This window comes from Ligilactobacillus animalis KCTC 3501 = DSM 20602, assembly GCF_001434535.1.
Classification (GTDB): domain Bacteria; phylum Bacillota; class Bacilli; order Lactobacillales; family Lactobacillaceae; genus Ligilactobacillus; species Ligilactobacillus animalis.
The window spans coordinates 229559-244356 of record NZ_AYYW01000057.1 but is presented as its reverse complement, the minus strand read 5'-3'; the positions used below and the strand labels follow the sequence as shown (position 1 = coordinate 244356).

The 14798-nt window shown below is 39.3% G+C and carries 19 protein-coding genes; 16 read left to right on the top strand and 3 right to left on the bottom strand.

Annotation, left to right across the window (positions count from 1 at the left end; genetic code table 11):
* Nucleotides 1–206 precede the first annotated feature (206 nt).
* The 6 genes from FC30_RS09075 to FC30_RS09050 all read left to right on the top strand — a co-directional run bounded on the left by FC30_RS09075 (nucleotide 207) and on the right by FC30_RS09050 (nucleotide 2755).
* Nucleotides 207–515 carry a hypothetical protein gene (locus FC30_RS09075; RefSeq protein WP_010688903.1) on the top strand — a complete coding sequence of 103 codons (309 nt, stop codon included), beginning with the start codon at nucleotides 207–209 and terminating at the stop codon, nucleotides 513–515.
* A gap of 156 nt (nucleotides 516–671) precedes the next feature.
* Complete coding sequence (locus FC30_RS09070) at nucleotides 672–956, top strand: hypothetical protein (protein ID WP_225361389.1); 285 nt, start codon at nucleotides 672–674, stop codon at nucleotides 954–956.
* A gap of 251 nt (nucleotides 957–1207) precedes the next feature.
* Nucleotides 1208–1522, top strand: coding sequence for a hypothetical protein (locus tag FC30_RS09065; protein WP_010688905.1), 315 nt, complete (start codon nucleotides 1208–1210; stop codon nucleotides 1520–1522).
* Between the two features lie 103 nt (nucleotides 1523–1625).
* Nucleotides 1626–1832, top strand: coding sequence for a YjcQ family protein (locus FC30_RS09795; RefSeq protein ID WP_317301479.1), 207 nt, complete (start codon nucleotides 1626–1628; stop codon nucleotides 1830–1832).
* 308 nt (nucleotides 1833–2140) lie between these two features.
* Nucleotides 2141–2347, top strand: a complete 207-nt coding sequence (locus FC30_RS09055; RefSeq protein ID WP_010688908.1) for a hypothetical protein — start codon at nucleotides 2141–2143, stop codon at nucleotides 2345–2347.
* 105 nt (nucleotides 2348–2452) lie between these two features.
* Nucleotides 2453–2755 (top strand): hypothetical protein, encoded by a 303-nt coding sequence (locus FC30_RS09050; RefSeq protein WP_010688915.1) that lies wholly within the window; start codon nucleotides 2453–2455, stop codon nucleotides 2753–2755.
* Between the two features lie 97 nt (nucleotides 2756–2852).
* On the opposite strand, the gene FC30_RS09495 is transcribed toward FC30_RS09050, so the two are convergent.
* On the bottom strand, nucleotides 2853–3026 hold the full coding sequence (locus FC30_RS09495) for a hypothetical protein (RefSeq protein ID WP_010688916.1): 174 nt from the start codon (nucleotides 3024–3026) through the stop codon (nucleotides 2853–2855).
* A gap of 64 nt (nucleotides 3027–3090) precedes the next feature.
* The gene (locus tag FC30_RS09045; protein ID WP_010688917.1) at nucleotides 3091–3396 is read right to left on the bottom strand and encodes a hypothetical protein; all 306 of its coding nucleotides are present in this window, start codon (nucleotides 3394–3396) and stop codon (nucleotides 3091–3093) included.
* A gap of 213 nt (nucleotides 3397–3609) precedes the next feature.
* Between FC30_RS09045 and FC30_RS09040 the strand changes: the two genes are divergently transcribed.
* From FC30_RS09040 to greA, 7 genes are all read left to right on the top strand, one after another.
* Nucleotides 3610–4119, top strand: coding sequence for an HD domain-containing protein (locus tag FC30_RS09040; protein ID WP_056938508.1), 510 nt, complete (start codon nucleotides 3610–3612; stop codon nucleotides 4117–4119).
* A 98-nt stretch (nucleotides 4120–4217) separates the two neighbouring features.
* Complete coding sequence (locus FC30_RS09035; RefSeq protein ID WP_010688920.1) at nucleotides 4218–4553, top strand: winged helix-turn-helix transcriptional regulator; 336 nt, start codon at nucleotides 4218–4220, stop codon at nucleotides 4551–4553.
* Nucleotides 4554–4872: 319 nt separating this feature from the next.
* A complete protein-coding gene (pheS, locus tag FC30_RS09030; protein WP_010688921.1) occupies nucleotides 4873–5919 on the top strand; it encodes a phenylalanine--tRNA ligase subunit alpha in 1047 nt (348 codons plus the stop codon).
* Nucleotides 5920–5926: 7 nt separating this feature from the next.
* On the top strand, nucleotides 5927–8338 hold the full coding sequence (gene pheT, locus FC30_RS09025) for a phenylalanine--tRNA ligase subunit beta (protein ID WP_010688922.1): 2412 nt from the start codon (nucleotides 5927–5929) through the stop codon (nucleotides 8336–8338).
* Nucleotides 8339–8666: 328 nt separating this feature from the next.
* The gene (mltG, locus tag FC30_RS09020; RefSeq protein WP_010688924.1) at nucleotides 8667–9764 is read left to right on the top strand and encodes an endolytic transglycosylase MltG; all 1098 of its coding nucleotides are present in this window, start codon (nucleotides 8667–8669) and stop codon (nucleotides 9762–9764) included.
* Between the two features lie 24 nt (nucleotides 9765–9788).
* Nucleotides 9789–10436, top strand: a complete 648-nt coding sequence (gene udk, locus FC30_RS09015) for a uridine kinase (RefSeq protein ID WP_010688926.1) — start codon at nucleotides 9789–9791, stop codon at nucleotides 10434–10436.
* Nucleotides 10437–10484: 48 nt separating this feature from the next.
* Entirely contained in the window at nucleotides 10485–10958 is a 474-nt protein-coding gene (gene greA / locus FC30_RS09010; protein WP_004047561.1) for a transcription elongation factor GreA, read from the top strand.
* Nucleotides 10959–11412: 454 nt separating this feature from the next.
* Here greA and FC30_RS09000 read toward each other — a convergent pair whose 3' ends face one another.
* Nucleotides 11413–12372: a nucleoside hydrolase gene (locus tag FC30_RS09000; protein ID WP_010688929.1), complete on the bottom strand. Its 960-nt coding sequence runs from the start codon at nucleotides 12370–12372 to the stop codon at nucleotides 11413–11415.
* Between the two features lie 218 nt (nucleotides 12373–12590).
* Here FC30_RS09000 and FC30_RS09490 point away from each other — a divergent pair, with 218 nt between their 5' ends.
* The 3 genes from FC30_RS09490 to FC30_RS08985 are packed head-to-tail and all read left to right on the top strand — an operon-like array spanning nucleotide 12591 to nucleotide 14738.
* Nucleotides 12591–13079 carry a DUF3013 family protein gene (locus tag FC30_RS09490; RefSeq protein WP_010688930.1) on the top strand — a complete coding sequence of 163 codons (489 nt, stop codon included), beginning with the start codon at nucleotides 12591–12593 and terminating at the stop codon, nucleotides 13077–13079.
* Nucleotides 13080–13097: 18 nt separating this feature from the next.
* Nucleotides 13098–13985, top strand: a complete 888-nt coding sequence (prmA, locus tag FC30_RS09485; protein WP_010688932.1) for a 50S ribosomal protein L11 methyltransferase — start codon at nucleotides 13098–13100, stop codon at nucleotides 13983–13985.
* A gap of 3 nt (nucleotides 13986–13988) precedes the next feature.
* Entirely contained in the window at nucleotides 13989–14738 is a 750-nt protein-coding gene (locus FC30_RS08985; protein ID WP_010688934.1) for a 16S rRNA (uracil(1498)-N(3))-methyltransferase, read from the top strand.
* Nucleotides 14739–14798: the final 60 nt, after the last annotated feature.

Sequence of the window (14798 nt, the reverse complement as noted above, 5' to 3'; positions counted from 1 at the left end):
TGAATGTACGTTCTTTTATAGTTTTTTTAAAACTCATTGTAGTAACGGGTTAGGGGATTTTTCAGAAAGGGGCGCTGTGCCACGTAGGTCTCTTCTTGGGGTGAAGATTCTTTTATTGTAGTTACAAGAAATGGTAATATAGTTACAGTATACGAACCAGATCCAAGATACTTAAATAAACAAAAAGAAGGGAAGCGTCTATATTGATGAATTTTGAAAATATTAGTTTTAAATTAACTTCATACTTTATGGATGAAACAATACCGGCAATCGGTGTTGATTTTCTAGATATAACGGGAAAGACTCGTTTTGGTGAAATCGAACTTCCTGGTAATGGGGTATCTATAATTTATACGGATTCAACTAAAGAAGGAAAAATTAGTTATATCGAGATTGTAGACCCAGCTGATTTTTTAAATGATCCATTTTTAGATAATATTGAAGTCAATAACTACAACGTCAAGAATTTGATCATGGTGGCGTATCGTCGATTAAACATTGAACAATTGACTTAATTTTTAAGTACTCATGGTTAAGTGCTTTTTTAATATACTGGAGTGATAAATGTGAAATCAAATTCCTACGAAGGAAAATTTGAATAAAATACAATTCTTGAACACGGACTTCGCAAGAGGATATTATGTAGGTAGAGTTGTTACTATAGATAACGAGTGACAACAGCTAAAATATACTATAGCAGTATAGGTGTTCATTTAGTTCCATGGAAAGGTGATTCGATTCAAATGATTTTAAGTAATTTTGAAAGGACCGCTAGGGGAAAAGTCGTTTTAAAAAATGGTAAAGTATTTATCGGAAAAATTGTAGATTATACTACTAGTTATGATAACAATGATGATGGTGCATACTTGACAATTGTCCCCGAAGCTGGTCCGTTAAAAGGTGGCTATATTTGTTGCTATGAAGATGAAGTGTCACATGCAGAATATCTAGAGTAGTCTAAAATTATTCGAGGGTGACTGTTCCATCGGGAATGTTTACGTTAGATTGGAATAGAGGAAACTGTATAACCAAACGTAGGCAGACGACAGAACTATATACTAGATATGATAATAGTTAAATCAAATAAATATTCTGTAGAATTAAATGTGATGAATAGGTGTAAAATGGAATGGAAAAGTACAAATAACTACTCTTGCAAGCGAGTTTAAAGTATAGAAAATTATAAAAATGGAGGAAAGTTGTATTAATGGACTTTGAGAACTTTAAGTTCAGTTTGACTGAATACGAATTAGATGAAACTGTTCCTGAAATTGACATTGACTTCCCTAACAGGATTGGCCCCACATACCGCGGGGGAATAGAACTACCTAAGGGGATTCAGTCTGTTCTTTTTGCAGAGTGGACAGAATTTTCTGGTGGTGAAATTTGTTCTGTTCAAGTTGCTGATCCTGAAGCGTTTTTAAAAGCGCCAGAACTGGATGACTTTGAAGTTGACGGCTATAATGTTAAAGAATTGATTATGGTAGCGTATCGCCGCTTGAATATTGTACAATTATCTTAAATCTTATGCACTCGTGATTGAGTGCTTTTTTAATATGTTGGAGTGATAGACGTGAAATCAAATTCCTATGCTCGAGTAACGTGTAAAATCTTGAAATACCTAAATGAATTGTTATAAGAACGATTTAGATATTAACATCGACAGTCTGAACGCTAGCATGTTAGATGTTTCGAATCGCCAATTATACGAAACGATGAAAATGCTGTCCGAGTATGGTTACGTCAAAGGAATAGAGTTCATGGACGTTATTTCACCAGAAAATAGTGTACTTAACCATCCGAGAAATTGGCATATTACTAGTCAGGGATAAACAAGCAGGCTACAAACCGCAGCTTGAGCCACCTAATATTCAAGAAAATTTTGCAAAAGGCATTTGGAAAGATGAAATCAATAAGCATGCTCAAAAAAGACATCAAAACAAGGATATACCACATACGCCACAAGACGGAAAAAGTAGAGTTTGAAAAAAATGAAAACTCCGAGTATGACCCTCGTGAAAGGGTATATGTAGGTAGAGTTGTTGCTATAGATAACAAAGGACGAAGGCTTACTGGTGTAAAAATACACTAAGCAGTACAGGTGTTCATTTAGTTCCATGGAAGGGTGATTCGGATTATTTTGAGTAATTTTGAAAGAGTTGCTAGGGGCAAAGTTATTTTAAAAAATGGTAGAGTTATTATTGGGAAAATTGTAGATTATACTACTAGTTATGATAATGATGACAATGGTGCGTATTTAACGATTGTCCCCGAAAAGGGACGTGATAAGGGAGATTATATTTGTTGCTACGAAGATAACGTAGCGCATGCAGAGTATCTGGAGTAGTTTAAAATTATTCAAGGTTATAGTTGCTGTTCTATCAGGATATGATATAGTGAAAGAAAATAAATATGCTGTAGAATTGAATGTAATGAACAGGGGCAAGATAGGATGGGAAGGCATAATTACTTAGAGTATCAATATAAGATAGATTATTACGTGTTGAAAGAAATATGGGGTGCTACTGGTCCACTTTTATATGGAGCAGGTGAACAACTTGCTGAATTTAGGCATAAAGTCGGAATGGAACATTATATAATGCTTGATGAACAGGAGAGGATGAATAATCCTGATGGGTGCTATTATTTCAATGATGTCGATGAATTAGTATTTCAAGGGTGTAGAGAAGAAGATAAGATTATGATGCGTACTAAGATCAAAGAGAACATGGTATCAAGAAATACGGTGCTTTAGAGGAAAGACTATAGTAAGTGTTAGTTCAATGGAAAAAATTTCAATTGACTTTAAGTAACTATTGATGTGCATTCACAACAATAGTTAGATATAGTGATTATTTCCTAAAACAAAGTGTAGAAAACCTCCAACCGATAGCCTTAAATGGGTCGTCGCTGAAAATAGGTTCGAAGAAATATTCACGTCCACAAAATTCTATGCCAGTCTCCCTTTGAAGCTGCATCAGTTCTGTAAATTGCTCGATTTTTGCTTGGCTTTCTGGTGTGGTCATGGAACGATCTCCTCAGTACTTTTGAGTAAAAAGATAGCAGATGTCTCAAACATCTGCTATCTTTTTACTCAAATTCGATCTCAAGGACACTTTCTTCCAACTGTTCTAAGAGTCCGTATTTTTCGATATAATCGAGCCAAGCTTGGCGATCATATTTGTCTTCGATCGCACTGCGTAATTTGGTGTAGATCCCAGTAAGAAAAGTATCGTACATTGCATCGGCGGCTCGTTGGACTTTGGCATCATTCCAGCGAGCCGATCTAGCGCGATTTTGATTGTTATTGGCTTGGTAGTCTAAAGCTCGTTCTTGAAATTTAGTTAAAGCCGAGCAGTGCTCATTTAAATAAGTCTCGAATTCTTGTTTATCCATATCTAATACCTCTTTTGCGAATGCATGTTCTTTTTATATATTGTAGCACATATGTTCGTTTACCGGACAAATAGATCCTGAATTTTTAAATTTATCTTTAAATTACTTAAAACGACAGCTTAAAGATTGCTTTTACAAAATAAAATAGTAAGATAAAGAGTGAGAAGTAGGCTTGGTTAGTAAAATATTGGTTAAAGGAGTTAGGCAGCATCTATGAAAAAAGACGTATGGCGTAATGATGAAGAATATATGAGCTATGTAGGTGAATTGCTAGAAAAGCCAGAAGTCCAACGGTTGGCTAATTATACGCAACACCATTTTTCAACGCGCTTAGAACATTGTATTGCTGTTTCCTATGAAAGCTATTTACTTGCTAAAAAATTCCACTTGGATGCAAAAGCTACAGCTCGTGCTGGCTTGTTGCATGATTTATTTTACTATGATTGGCGTGTGACTAAATTCGACCGTGGCACGCATGCGTGGATCCATCCGCGGATCGCTGTACGTAATGCTGAAAAGTTGACCGTACTAACTCCACGCGAAAAAGATATCATCATCAAACACATGTGGGGTGCAACGACTTGCCCTCCAAAGTATCCAGAAGGCTACATTGTGTCATTAGTTGATAAATATTCGGCAACTGAAGAATACAGTAAACATCTTTCTTTGAAAATAATTGGTTCATTAAAACAAGCTCTATGCTTTGCGAAAGTAAGTGAATAGTGTAAAATAGTGTTAAGCACTATTGAAAGCACAGATAATAGGCCCGTATCACTCGATAGTGCGGGTCTATTTGTGTAATTTAGAAAGGGGTATGTGCCTTGAGTACACAATCAGTATTCAAAGTCTGTCCGAAGTTCCAAAAGACTTTTGGGATTTTAGGGAAAAAATGGAATGGTTTGATCATCGAAGTTTTATTGAACGAAGGGCCACAGCGTTTTAAAGAAATAGCACAAAAAGTTGAGAAATGCAGTGATCGCGTTTTAGTGGAACGTCTAAAAGAGTTGGAGAAGGAAGGGTTGGTAGAACGTGTGATGACTAGCAATAGTTCACGTGCGGTCTATCAATTGACCGACCGGGGCGCCGCTTTAAAAACGATCATGCAAGAGATACATATTTGGTCAGAAAAGTGGTATTCTGAAGAAGATTGCAAATAACTACTTGACTATTTATGCATGCGAGCTTAAACTGAATTGTAGAATATTTAAAGACGTAGACGGAAATTAGTAAGCTGATCGATCAAGACAGAAAAGAGCCGGGAGCTGAGAAGGCTTGCTTGATCTAAGGCCGAATTTCACTTCCTGAGTTGCTGTTGGGATTCCTTAGGATGAATAACAGATCGGTTCATGACCGTTTTATCATGAAAGAGTGCTGTTATTTGCTTAACAGAACAAGGGTGGTACCGCGAAGCCTCGTCCCTTTTTTAGGGATGGGGCTTTTTTACGTTGGAACAGCCGGATGAAAGGAAAGATTAGTGTGAATCTAAGAGAAAAACTTGAAGAGATCAAACAAAATGGCTTAGAAGAAATTAGGCGTGCTGAAGATACTAAACATATCAATGACGTCCGAGTAGAATTATTGGGTAAAAAGGGCTCAATTACTGAAGTTTTGCGGGGAATGCGTGATCTAAGCGCTGAAGAACGTCCTAAGGTCGGAAGCTTCGCTAACACGATCAGAGATGAATTGACCCAAGCGATCGCTGAAAAGCACGCTGAATTAGAGGAATTAAAGTTGGCTAAACGCTTAGAAAGTGAAACGATCGATGTTACTTTACCAGCGACTCCAGTTAAGACGGGGACACCCCATGTTTTAGTCCAAGTTATCGATGAGATCGAAAAACTCTTCTTAGGGATGGGCTTTCAAGTTGTCGATGGACCTGAGATCGAAGAAGATCATTACAACTTTGAAATGTTGAACTTGCCACAAGATCACCCTGCCCGTGATATGCAAGATACATTTTACATTACGAAACAATTATTGATGCGGACGCAAACATCACCTGTGCAAGCTCGGACGATGGAAGTTCATGACTTTAGCAAGGGACCATTGAAGATGATCTCGCCAGGTAAAGTTTACCGCCGTGATACAGACGATGCGACACACTCGCATCAGTTCCACCAAGTTGAAGGTCTAGTCATCGATAAAAATATTACGATGGGTGATCTAAAGGGTACGTTAGAGTTGATCGCTAAGACGGTCTTTGGCCAACAACGCGAGATCCGTTTGCGTCCAAGTTACTTCCCATTTACGGAACCCTCTGTTGAAGTTGATGTTTCCTGTTTCAAATGTGGTGGTAAGGGCTGTTCAGTTTGCAAGCAAACAGGTTGGATCGAAGTTTTAGGTGCTGGTATGGTCCATCCTAACGTTTTGAAGATGGCTGGTGTCGATCCAGAAGTTTATGGCGGTTTTGCCTTTGGTCTTGGACCTGATCGCTTTGCTATGCTCAAATACGGTGTCGATGATATTCGCGAATTTTATCTAAATGATGTTCGATTCTTACAACAATTCGCACAGAAAGGATAACTGATTCATGAAAGTTTCAACAAAATGGTTAAATGAATATGTGCCTGTCGCTGACCTTGAACCGTTAGCATTGGCTGAAAAAATCGAAAGAACGGCGGTCGAAGTTGCTAGCACAGGTAAACTTGAAGATGGACTAAAGAAGATCGTTGTAGGTTATACTTTGGATGTTAAAGATCACCCAAATTCTGACCACTTACACATTTGCCAAGTAGATATTGGTGAAGAAGAACCATCACAGATCGTGTGTGGTGCACCTAATATCAAGGTTGGTCAAAAAGTCATCGTTGCTTTACCAAATTCACGGATCGCTGGTAATGTGAAGATCAAACGCGGTAAGATGCGGGGCGAAGTTTCTGAAGGGATGATCTGTGCTTTACAAGAATTAGGTTTTTCTGAAAGTGTAGTTCCTAAAGAATTTGCTGACGGGATCTATGTTTTACCCGAAGATGCTAAACCAGGTGAACCTGTTTTTGGTTACTTAGGGATGGACGAAACGGTGATCGATCTTGATATCACACCAAACCGTGGTGATCTTTTAAGTATGCGCGGTGCTGCCCATGAGATCGCAGCTATCTATGATCGTGAAGTGACCTTGCCTGTGCCAAATGTGATCGAATCCGCTACAGATGAGATCGCTGATCACGTTACTGTCAGCGCACCTGAAGAATTAGCTAAACCATATATGATGCGGGTCATAAAAGATGTCAAAGTCAAAGAAAGTCCAATGTGGTTGCAAACACGTCTTTGGAATGCAGGCATTCGCCCGTTGAACAATATCGTTGACGTGACAAACTATATCTTGCTTGATTACGGTCAACCATTGCATGCTTTTGACTTGGATAAGTTAGGATCTAAGCAAGTCGTTGTGCGTTTAGCTAAAGAAGGCGAAATGCTAGTTACCCTTGATGGTGAAGAACGTAAATTACAACCAAATGACATTGTGATCACAGCTAATGATGTACCAGTTGCTTTAGCGGGTACGATGGGTGGCTTAGAGACTGAGATCAGCGACGAAACGACCACAGTTGCTTTGGAAGCAGCTGTCTTTGACGGTCATCGGATCAGAAAGACTTCACGGCGGGAAAACTTGCACTCAGAAGCTTCAATGCGCTTTGAACGTGGTGTTGACGTAGCAGCTGTGCGTGAAGCGTTAGATGCTGCTGCGGCAATGATCACTGAATTAGGTGAAGGTCAAGTGGTCAAAGGGGTAGCTAGTGTCAACGAACAAGAAACTACTCCAGCTAAGATCAAGACCTCAGCTTCACATATCAATAAAGTTTTGGGTACAGAATTGACGGTGGAACAGATCCAAGCTATTTTTGATCGTTTAGGCTTTGAAACGATAGTCGCAGCTGATGAGCTGACAGTCTATGTACCAACAAGACGTTGGGATATTGCGATCGAAGCTGACCTAGTTGAAGAAGTAGCACGGATCTATGGCTATGATAATTTGCCAACAACACTGCCAGCAGGGCAAACAACACCAGGTAGCTACACTCCAGCTCAAAAATTGATCCGCCAAGCACGCCAAACTTTAGAAGCAACTGGCTTAGATCAAGCTATTTCATACGGGTTGACGACTGAAGAAAAAGCCAAACGTTTTGCTTTAGAAGAAGCTTTGCCGACTAATTTAGATTTTCCAATGAGCAGTGAACACACGACGGTTCGCATGAACTTGATCTCAGGGCTTTTAGATGATCTAGCCTATAATGCAGCACGTAAAGTTAACGATGTTGCGTTATATGAACAAGGACGGGTCTTCTTTAGAGATGAAGATCAAACACGCCCACGTGAAGTTGAACATATCGCTGGGGCAGTAACGGGCTTAGTCAGTGATGCTAACTGGAATACTACAAAACAAGAAGTTGATTTCTTCTATCTCAAAGGGATCGTAGCTAACTTGTTACATGAATTAGGTGTAACTAACGAATCTTATCAAGCAGTTGCCATGCCAGATATGCATCCTGGTCGGACGGCTGCGATCTATGCAGGAGAAACTTACTTAGGCTTTATCGGTGAAGTTCATCCTAACACAGCTAAGGAATATAAATTAAAACAACGAGTTTATGTTTTTGAACTTGATCTACAAAAAGTTATCGAGTTGCCAAAAGCAGCTAAACTTTATACACCAGTTTCAAAATATCCATCGATCACACGTGATATCGCTTTGGCAGTTTCGGCTGATGTGACAAATCAACAGATCGAAGATTGCATCCGCAAAAATGGTGGTGCTTTCTTGAAAGATATCAAGCTGTTTGATGTATATCAAGGTGAACATATTATGGATGGCTTTAAATCATTGGCTTACACTTTGGTCTACTCTGATCCAAATGCAACTTTACAAGATGAAGCAGTTACCAAAGCTTTTGAAAAAGTGCAAGCTAAGTTAGTCGAAGAATTCGAAGCAGACATTCGTTAGAAATAAAATTAAAGGAGCTCATATGGGCTTCTTTTTTTAGAAATTAACCATGATACAATATTGCAATTAGGCAACCACGCTTATATAATGGTAGAGATAGAGTTTACACGGGAGTGGCTTAGATGAAATAATGCCATGGGTCAAAGAGATCATAGTCAGAAAGAGCACAATGTGGGGCTAAAGATCTCATAAAATCGATAGATCCAGTGTATGATCTTTATACATAGCAAGTTAGCTAGGGGCTTAAAACGCAGGAAAGGAAAAACTATAATTCTTTCACAAATATATATTTATATTTGTTCACATTAGTGTAGTAAGGGTGATTACTTTGGGTAAAGAAAAAGCAAAGAAATCGGTTGCTAAAAAAATCATCACTGGAGTTATCTTGGTGATCGTAGTTTTGATCGTATTAGTCGGAGCATTTGGCTACCACTACGTTAAGACGGCTTTGCAACCACTTGACAAAAACTCGAGTCAACGTATCGAGGTCAAGATCCCTGTTGGAAGTAACAACAAACAGATCGGCGCTATTTTGGAGGAAAAAAAGGTCATCAAGAGCGGCTTTGTCTTTGATTACTATGTTAAGACCAATAAACTAGGGAATTTTAAGGCAGGGTACTATGAACTAAAACCCTCGATGACACTTGAACAGATCTCAAAAGCTTTACAAAAAGGTGGCACTAGTGAACCACTTGACTCAGGAAAAGTTCTTGTTAAAGAAGGGGTAACGATCGATGAGGTCGGAACTGAGATCCAAAATGCGACTAAGTTCAGTAAGAAGGACTTTTTGGCATTAGTCAACGACGAAACTTTCTTAAACGAGTTAAAAAACAAGTATCCAGAGTTATTAACATCAGCGCTTGAAGCCAAAGATGTTCGTTATCGTTTAGAAGGCTACTTATATCCAGCTACTTATTCAGTTCAAGATGATACGACATTAAAACAATTGGTCGAACAAATGGTAGCTAAGACTAATGAAATGTTGTCACCATACTACAGTAAGATCTCCGAACGTCACTACACAGTTCAACAAGTCTTGACCTTAGCTTCTCTAGTTGAGCGCGAAGGTGTGACTGCAGATGATCGTTATAAGATCGCAGGTGTGTTTGAAAATCGCTTAGAAAAGAATATGAAGATCCAATCAGATATCTCAGTTCTTTATGCTTTGGGTAAACACAAGCAAAATGTGACATATAAAGATCTTGAAGTTGATTCTCCATACAATCTATATCAAAATGAAGGTATGGGACCTGGGCCGTTCAATAACCCAAGTATTGCATCGGTAAAAGCTGTCTTAGACCCAGTCGATAAGGATAAAGGTTATCTTTATTTCATCGCAAATATGAAGACAGGTAAGGTCTACTTCTCCAAGACTTATGAAGAACATCAAGCATTGACCAAGAAACTCGAAAAAGATAATCAATAATTAATTTAAGGTAGGTATTTATTAATGTCAGAAGCAAAGAAGCGTCCACGTCCAATTATTATCGGTGTAACTGGGGGATCAGGTAGTGGGAAGACCTCTGTTTCCCGTGCGATCTTTGATCAACTTCATGGTCATTCCTTGATGATGCTCCAAGAAGATTCATATTACAAGAGTCAAGATGATGTTCCATTTGAAGAACGTACTAAAGTCAACTATGACCATCCAAATGCCTTTGATACAGATCTCTTGATCGAACAACTTGAAGATCTGCTCAACTGGAAGACGATCGAGATCCCGGTTTACGATTATGCTGCTCATACACGGAGCAAGGAAGTCGTAGTTCAAGAACCGCGAGAAGTTATCATTGTGGAAGGTATTTTAACGCTAAACGACGCACGTTTACGTGATTTGATGGATATTAAGATCTTCGTGGATGCTGATGACGATATTCGGATTATTCGTCGTATCCAACGTGATATCGAAGAACGCGGTCGGACCTTGCAATCAGTGATCGATCAATATCTTGAAACGGTCAAGCCAATGTATCATCAATTTATTGAACCTTCAAAGCGTTATGCTGACATTATTGTGCCTGAAGGTGGCGAAAATCAGGTTGCGATCGATCTTTTGGTCACAAAAGTTCGTGACATCATTCGTAAAAACGAAGACTAGTTGTGGTATAATGAACCACGCAGTTAATGATATTAATGAGGTGTAAAAATGGCTGAAGAAAAAACATTTCCAATGACATTGGAAGGTAAAGAAAAACTTGAAGTTGAATTAGAAGAACTTCGGACAACTAAACGAGCAGAGATCATCGAACGGATCAAGATCGCTCGTTCCTTTGGAGATCTATCTGAAAACTCCGAATACGAAGCAGCAAAGAATGAACAATCAATGCTTGAAGGTCGGATCAAAGAAGTCGAAAACATGTTGAACCATGCTGAGATCATTGATAATGGCTCGATCGCTGCTGACGAAGTTGCGATCGGTAAAACAGTAGTCTTCCAAGAAGACGACGATGAACCAGAAACTTACCAGATCGTGGGTGCTGCTGAAGCTGATCCATTTGCTGGTAAGATCTCAAACGAATCACCGATCGCCCAAAGCTTAGTTGGACATAAAGTGGGCGAGACCGTGAGTGTTGAAACTCCTGGCGGTGAAATGCAAGTCAAGATCATTGAAGTTAAATAATTTTGTCCAAAGAAGATCTGCCAAAAAGGCAGGTCTTTTTTTGTACGCAAAAAACTCCCTTAGCCATGACCAAGGGAGCAAATATTTAAGTTCTGAAAACAAATAGTCCAGTGCCGATCCCGATAAAGATACAAGCTAAACAAAGAAAGATACTTGTCCAAGCGTTGCCGATCCGAAGCCAAAAATTGCGCGCTGTCATAAGAAATATTAGGCAGGCGGTAATAAAAAATAGAAAGTAGATCAATTTTAGTGGCGCAAAAATAAATAAGACCATCAAAGCGCAGAGCAACAGTAAATTTCTAAAATTTTTGTACCAGTACAAAGTACCAAAGAAGGCTTGTTGGTAAGAAAAACTGCGGTTATGCGGTAAAGAACTAAATTTTAAGATGCCCAGCAAAAGCCAAAAGATATAAAGGGATGTCCCAAGAATATTCATTGCTTAAGCCTCATCTTCCTAATTTTTGCTAAATAGCGTCGTCAAACGTTCCATGAATAAATCGACAAAGCGGGTTTTATCAACGTTGACGGCTGCTTTAGTCAATAAAGCGGGTTCGTTGATCCGAGTCTCATCCCCGATCGTGCGTCCGGCATAAGGCCCCTCGGTATCAACTTTCATGTTTAGATCAAGTGTTGTTACTAACGAAGGATCGATCGCTGCTGCAACAGCTAGTGGATCGTGTAAAGCACAGCCACCTAAGTGAGGACTTGTAACTTTGTAAGCATCGATATAGTAATCTGTCAGATCAGCATATTTTTCACCGGCTAAAGTCTTTAAGTCGCGCCACTTTTGAGTTTCTTTTGTAGTCAAGAGTGTTCGGGTCGTAACGTCTAAGCCGATCATCGTCAATGGGAATTCACTGCGAAAGACTTTATCAGCTGCTTCAGGATCTTGATTGATGTTAGCTTCAGTTACCGGATTGACGTTACCAGGAACAGTCAAAGCTCCACCCATTAAGGTAACTTTACCTACAAGTTTAGCGATCTCAGGATCTTTTTCTAAGGCGGCAGCTAAGTTTGTCAAAGGACCAGTTGGAACGATCACGAGATCTTTGCCGTATTTGTGAGCAGCTTCGATGAAGAAATCGACTCCAGACATTGTTTCTGGTTTACGGTCAGCCTTTTTAAGTTTGACTTCACCGATCCCGTTTTTGCCGTGGATCTGGGCACTGATCGGCATAACTTCAAAGCTATCCTTAGTAGAAGCGTGTGGAAGCCCAGTGAAAACTGGAATATCTGGATGTCCTAACAGTTCAAGCAAGTCTAAACTATTTTGGACCCCATCTTCGACTAGAATGTTACCATATGAACCCACGATCCCGATCAGATCGCATTCTTCTGAAGCTAAAGCATAAGCGATGGCTAATGCATCGTCGATCCCAGTATCGAGATCAAGAATCATTTTGTATTTTGCCAAGTAAATCATCTCCTAAAGTTAGTAATTCACACTCTTAGTTTATCAGAAATTATGGCTTTTGTACTTACTTGAGTGTAAAAAATTAATAAAATATTGCTAAAAACGATAAAATATACGTTAAATCAGCTAAAAACAAAAGATTATCGAATTAAACTTGTTTTCTATCCCGCCTAGAGGTTACTATATTAGTATAACTATACACAGACAGGATTGATTGGATGGCAAAAACAGATCTTTTGACTTTTTTGGAAAGCAATATAGATAGCTTAGATTTTGATGGTAAGATCGAACTTTTTTGGAATAAACGCGCCAAAACATTTGAGATGGAATTGACTTTTTACGCCGAAAATTCTACTAGTCAAGTCATCACAGACGCGGAAGGAGTAAGTTCGGATGAAGCGATCATTTCATTTAGTGACAGTATTTTATTTTATGATGAGAAAAATGCAGCTCAAGTCGAACCAGAAGCGTATTTAGCGTGCTTGAGCTATGCTGGTAAAAAAGGTTGGACATTAGCACGTGGTAAAGCATTTTTTAGTTATTTACAGATCGTGTTAGACAATGGACGTTCGGATCTGCTTGACTTTTTAAATGACAGCGACAAGGAATTATTCGAATTGACCTGGTCGATGAGTGAATTTGAAAGATTTGTGCAGGATGCGACTGAGAATACGGCTGCGGAAAATTTGCCGTACCCTAAATTTTAAGCAAAGGATGAATTTATTTTGGATTGGATCAAATTAACTGTAACGACGACAAATGAGGCGAGTGAAGCTGTTATCAATCTTTTGATGGAAAATGGGGCTGGTGGCGTTGAGATCGATGATTCAGATCTTAGTCAAGTTGAATTAGCTACATATTTTCAAGCACAGGCTGGCTTAGTAGAGCTACTCCCTGAATTAGAACAAAAGATCGCACAATTGCGCGAATTTGGCTTAGATCCAGGCAAGGGAACTGTCAAATTAGCCGAACTGGATGATGATTCTTGGGCAGATGTTTGGAAGAAATACTATCATCCAGTCCGTTTAACGCGCTATTTGACGATCGTGCCAAGTTGGGAAAGTTATACGCCAGAAACAACTGATGAAAAAGTTATCAAACTTGATCCCGGTCGTGCTTTTGGAACGGGAACTCATCCAACAACTAAATTAGCATTACAAGCATTAGAGACTGTTGTGCGTGGTGGAGAGACCATGATAGATGTGGGCACTGGTTCGGGTGTCTTGAGTATTGCAGCTAAGTATTTTGGTGTCGCTCAGATCGCTGCTTATGATGTTGATGCTGAAGCGGTCAAGGCGGCCGAAGAAAATTTGGCGTTAAATGGCATGCAAGATGCGATCACGGTGGGAGCAAATGACTTGTTGGCTGGGATCAAGACCAAAGTTGGGTTGATCACGGCTAATATCTTAGCCGAGATCATCGTACCTTTGATCCCTCAAGCTTATGAGTGCTTAAAGCCAGGTGGGATCTTTATCACTTCCGGGATCATCGCTGATAAAAAAGATTTGATCGTCAGTGAAATTGAAGCCAAAGGTTTTGTGATCGATCAAATCTTAAATATAAAAGATTGGTACTCGATCATCGCCCATATGCCAACGACAGATGAGGTCTAAAAAATGCAACGTTATTTTTATAATGAAATGTTAGCCAATGAGCAATTTGTTTTACCAAAAGATATCTATAAGCATGCAATCACAGTAATGCGGATGCGTGTTGGGGATAAATTTGAGTTGGTGACTCCAGATAAGCAAGTTCAATTGATGGAAGTGACTGCAGTCGATAAACAACAGGCACGAGCTAAGGTCATTGAAACTTTTAGTCATCAAACTGAATTGCCCGTTGTAACCACGATCGCTTGTGGCCTTTCTAAGGGTGATAAAGCGGAATTAATCGTGCAAAAGGGAACAGAATTGGGAGCTGATAGATTTATCTTTTTCAAAGGTGATTTTTCGGTCGCCAAGTGGGATGATAAAAAGCAAGCTAAAAAGATCGCACGGTTGGAAAAGATCGCTTTAGCAGCGGCTGAACAGTCACATCGCACAACGATCCCAACAATCAGCTATTGCAACAGCTTGAAAGAATTAAAACTAGCCACAGATGAGTCAGGTATCGTGGCCTATGAAGAAGCAGCTAAACAAGGGGAAAAAGCTAATTTAGTCAAAGTTATTGAACAACTTATTGCACACCAAGCCCCACATCTGACGGCAGTTTTTGGCCCAGAAGGTGGTTTATCAACAAATGAGATCGAGATCTTGATGCAAGAAGGTTTCATTCAAGCGGGGTTAGGGCCAAGGATTATGCGGGCTGAGACAGCGCCACTATATCTTTTAGCGACGCTTTCGTATGCGTTAGAATTGGTCAAATAGCCTGTAGCAGAGTTTCTTCTATACTAAAATGTGATTTTACGGTAAAATAAAATTAATTAA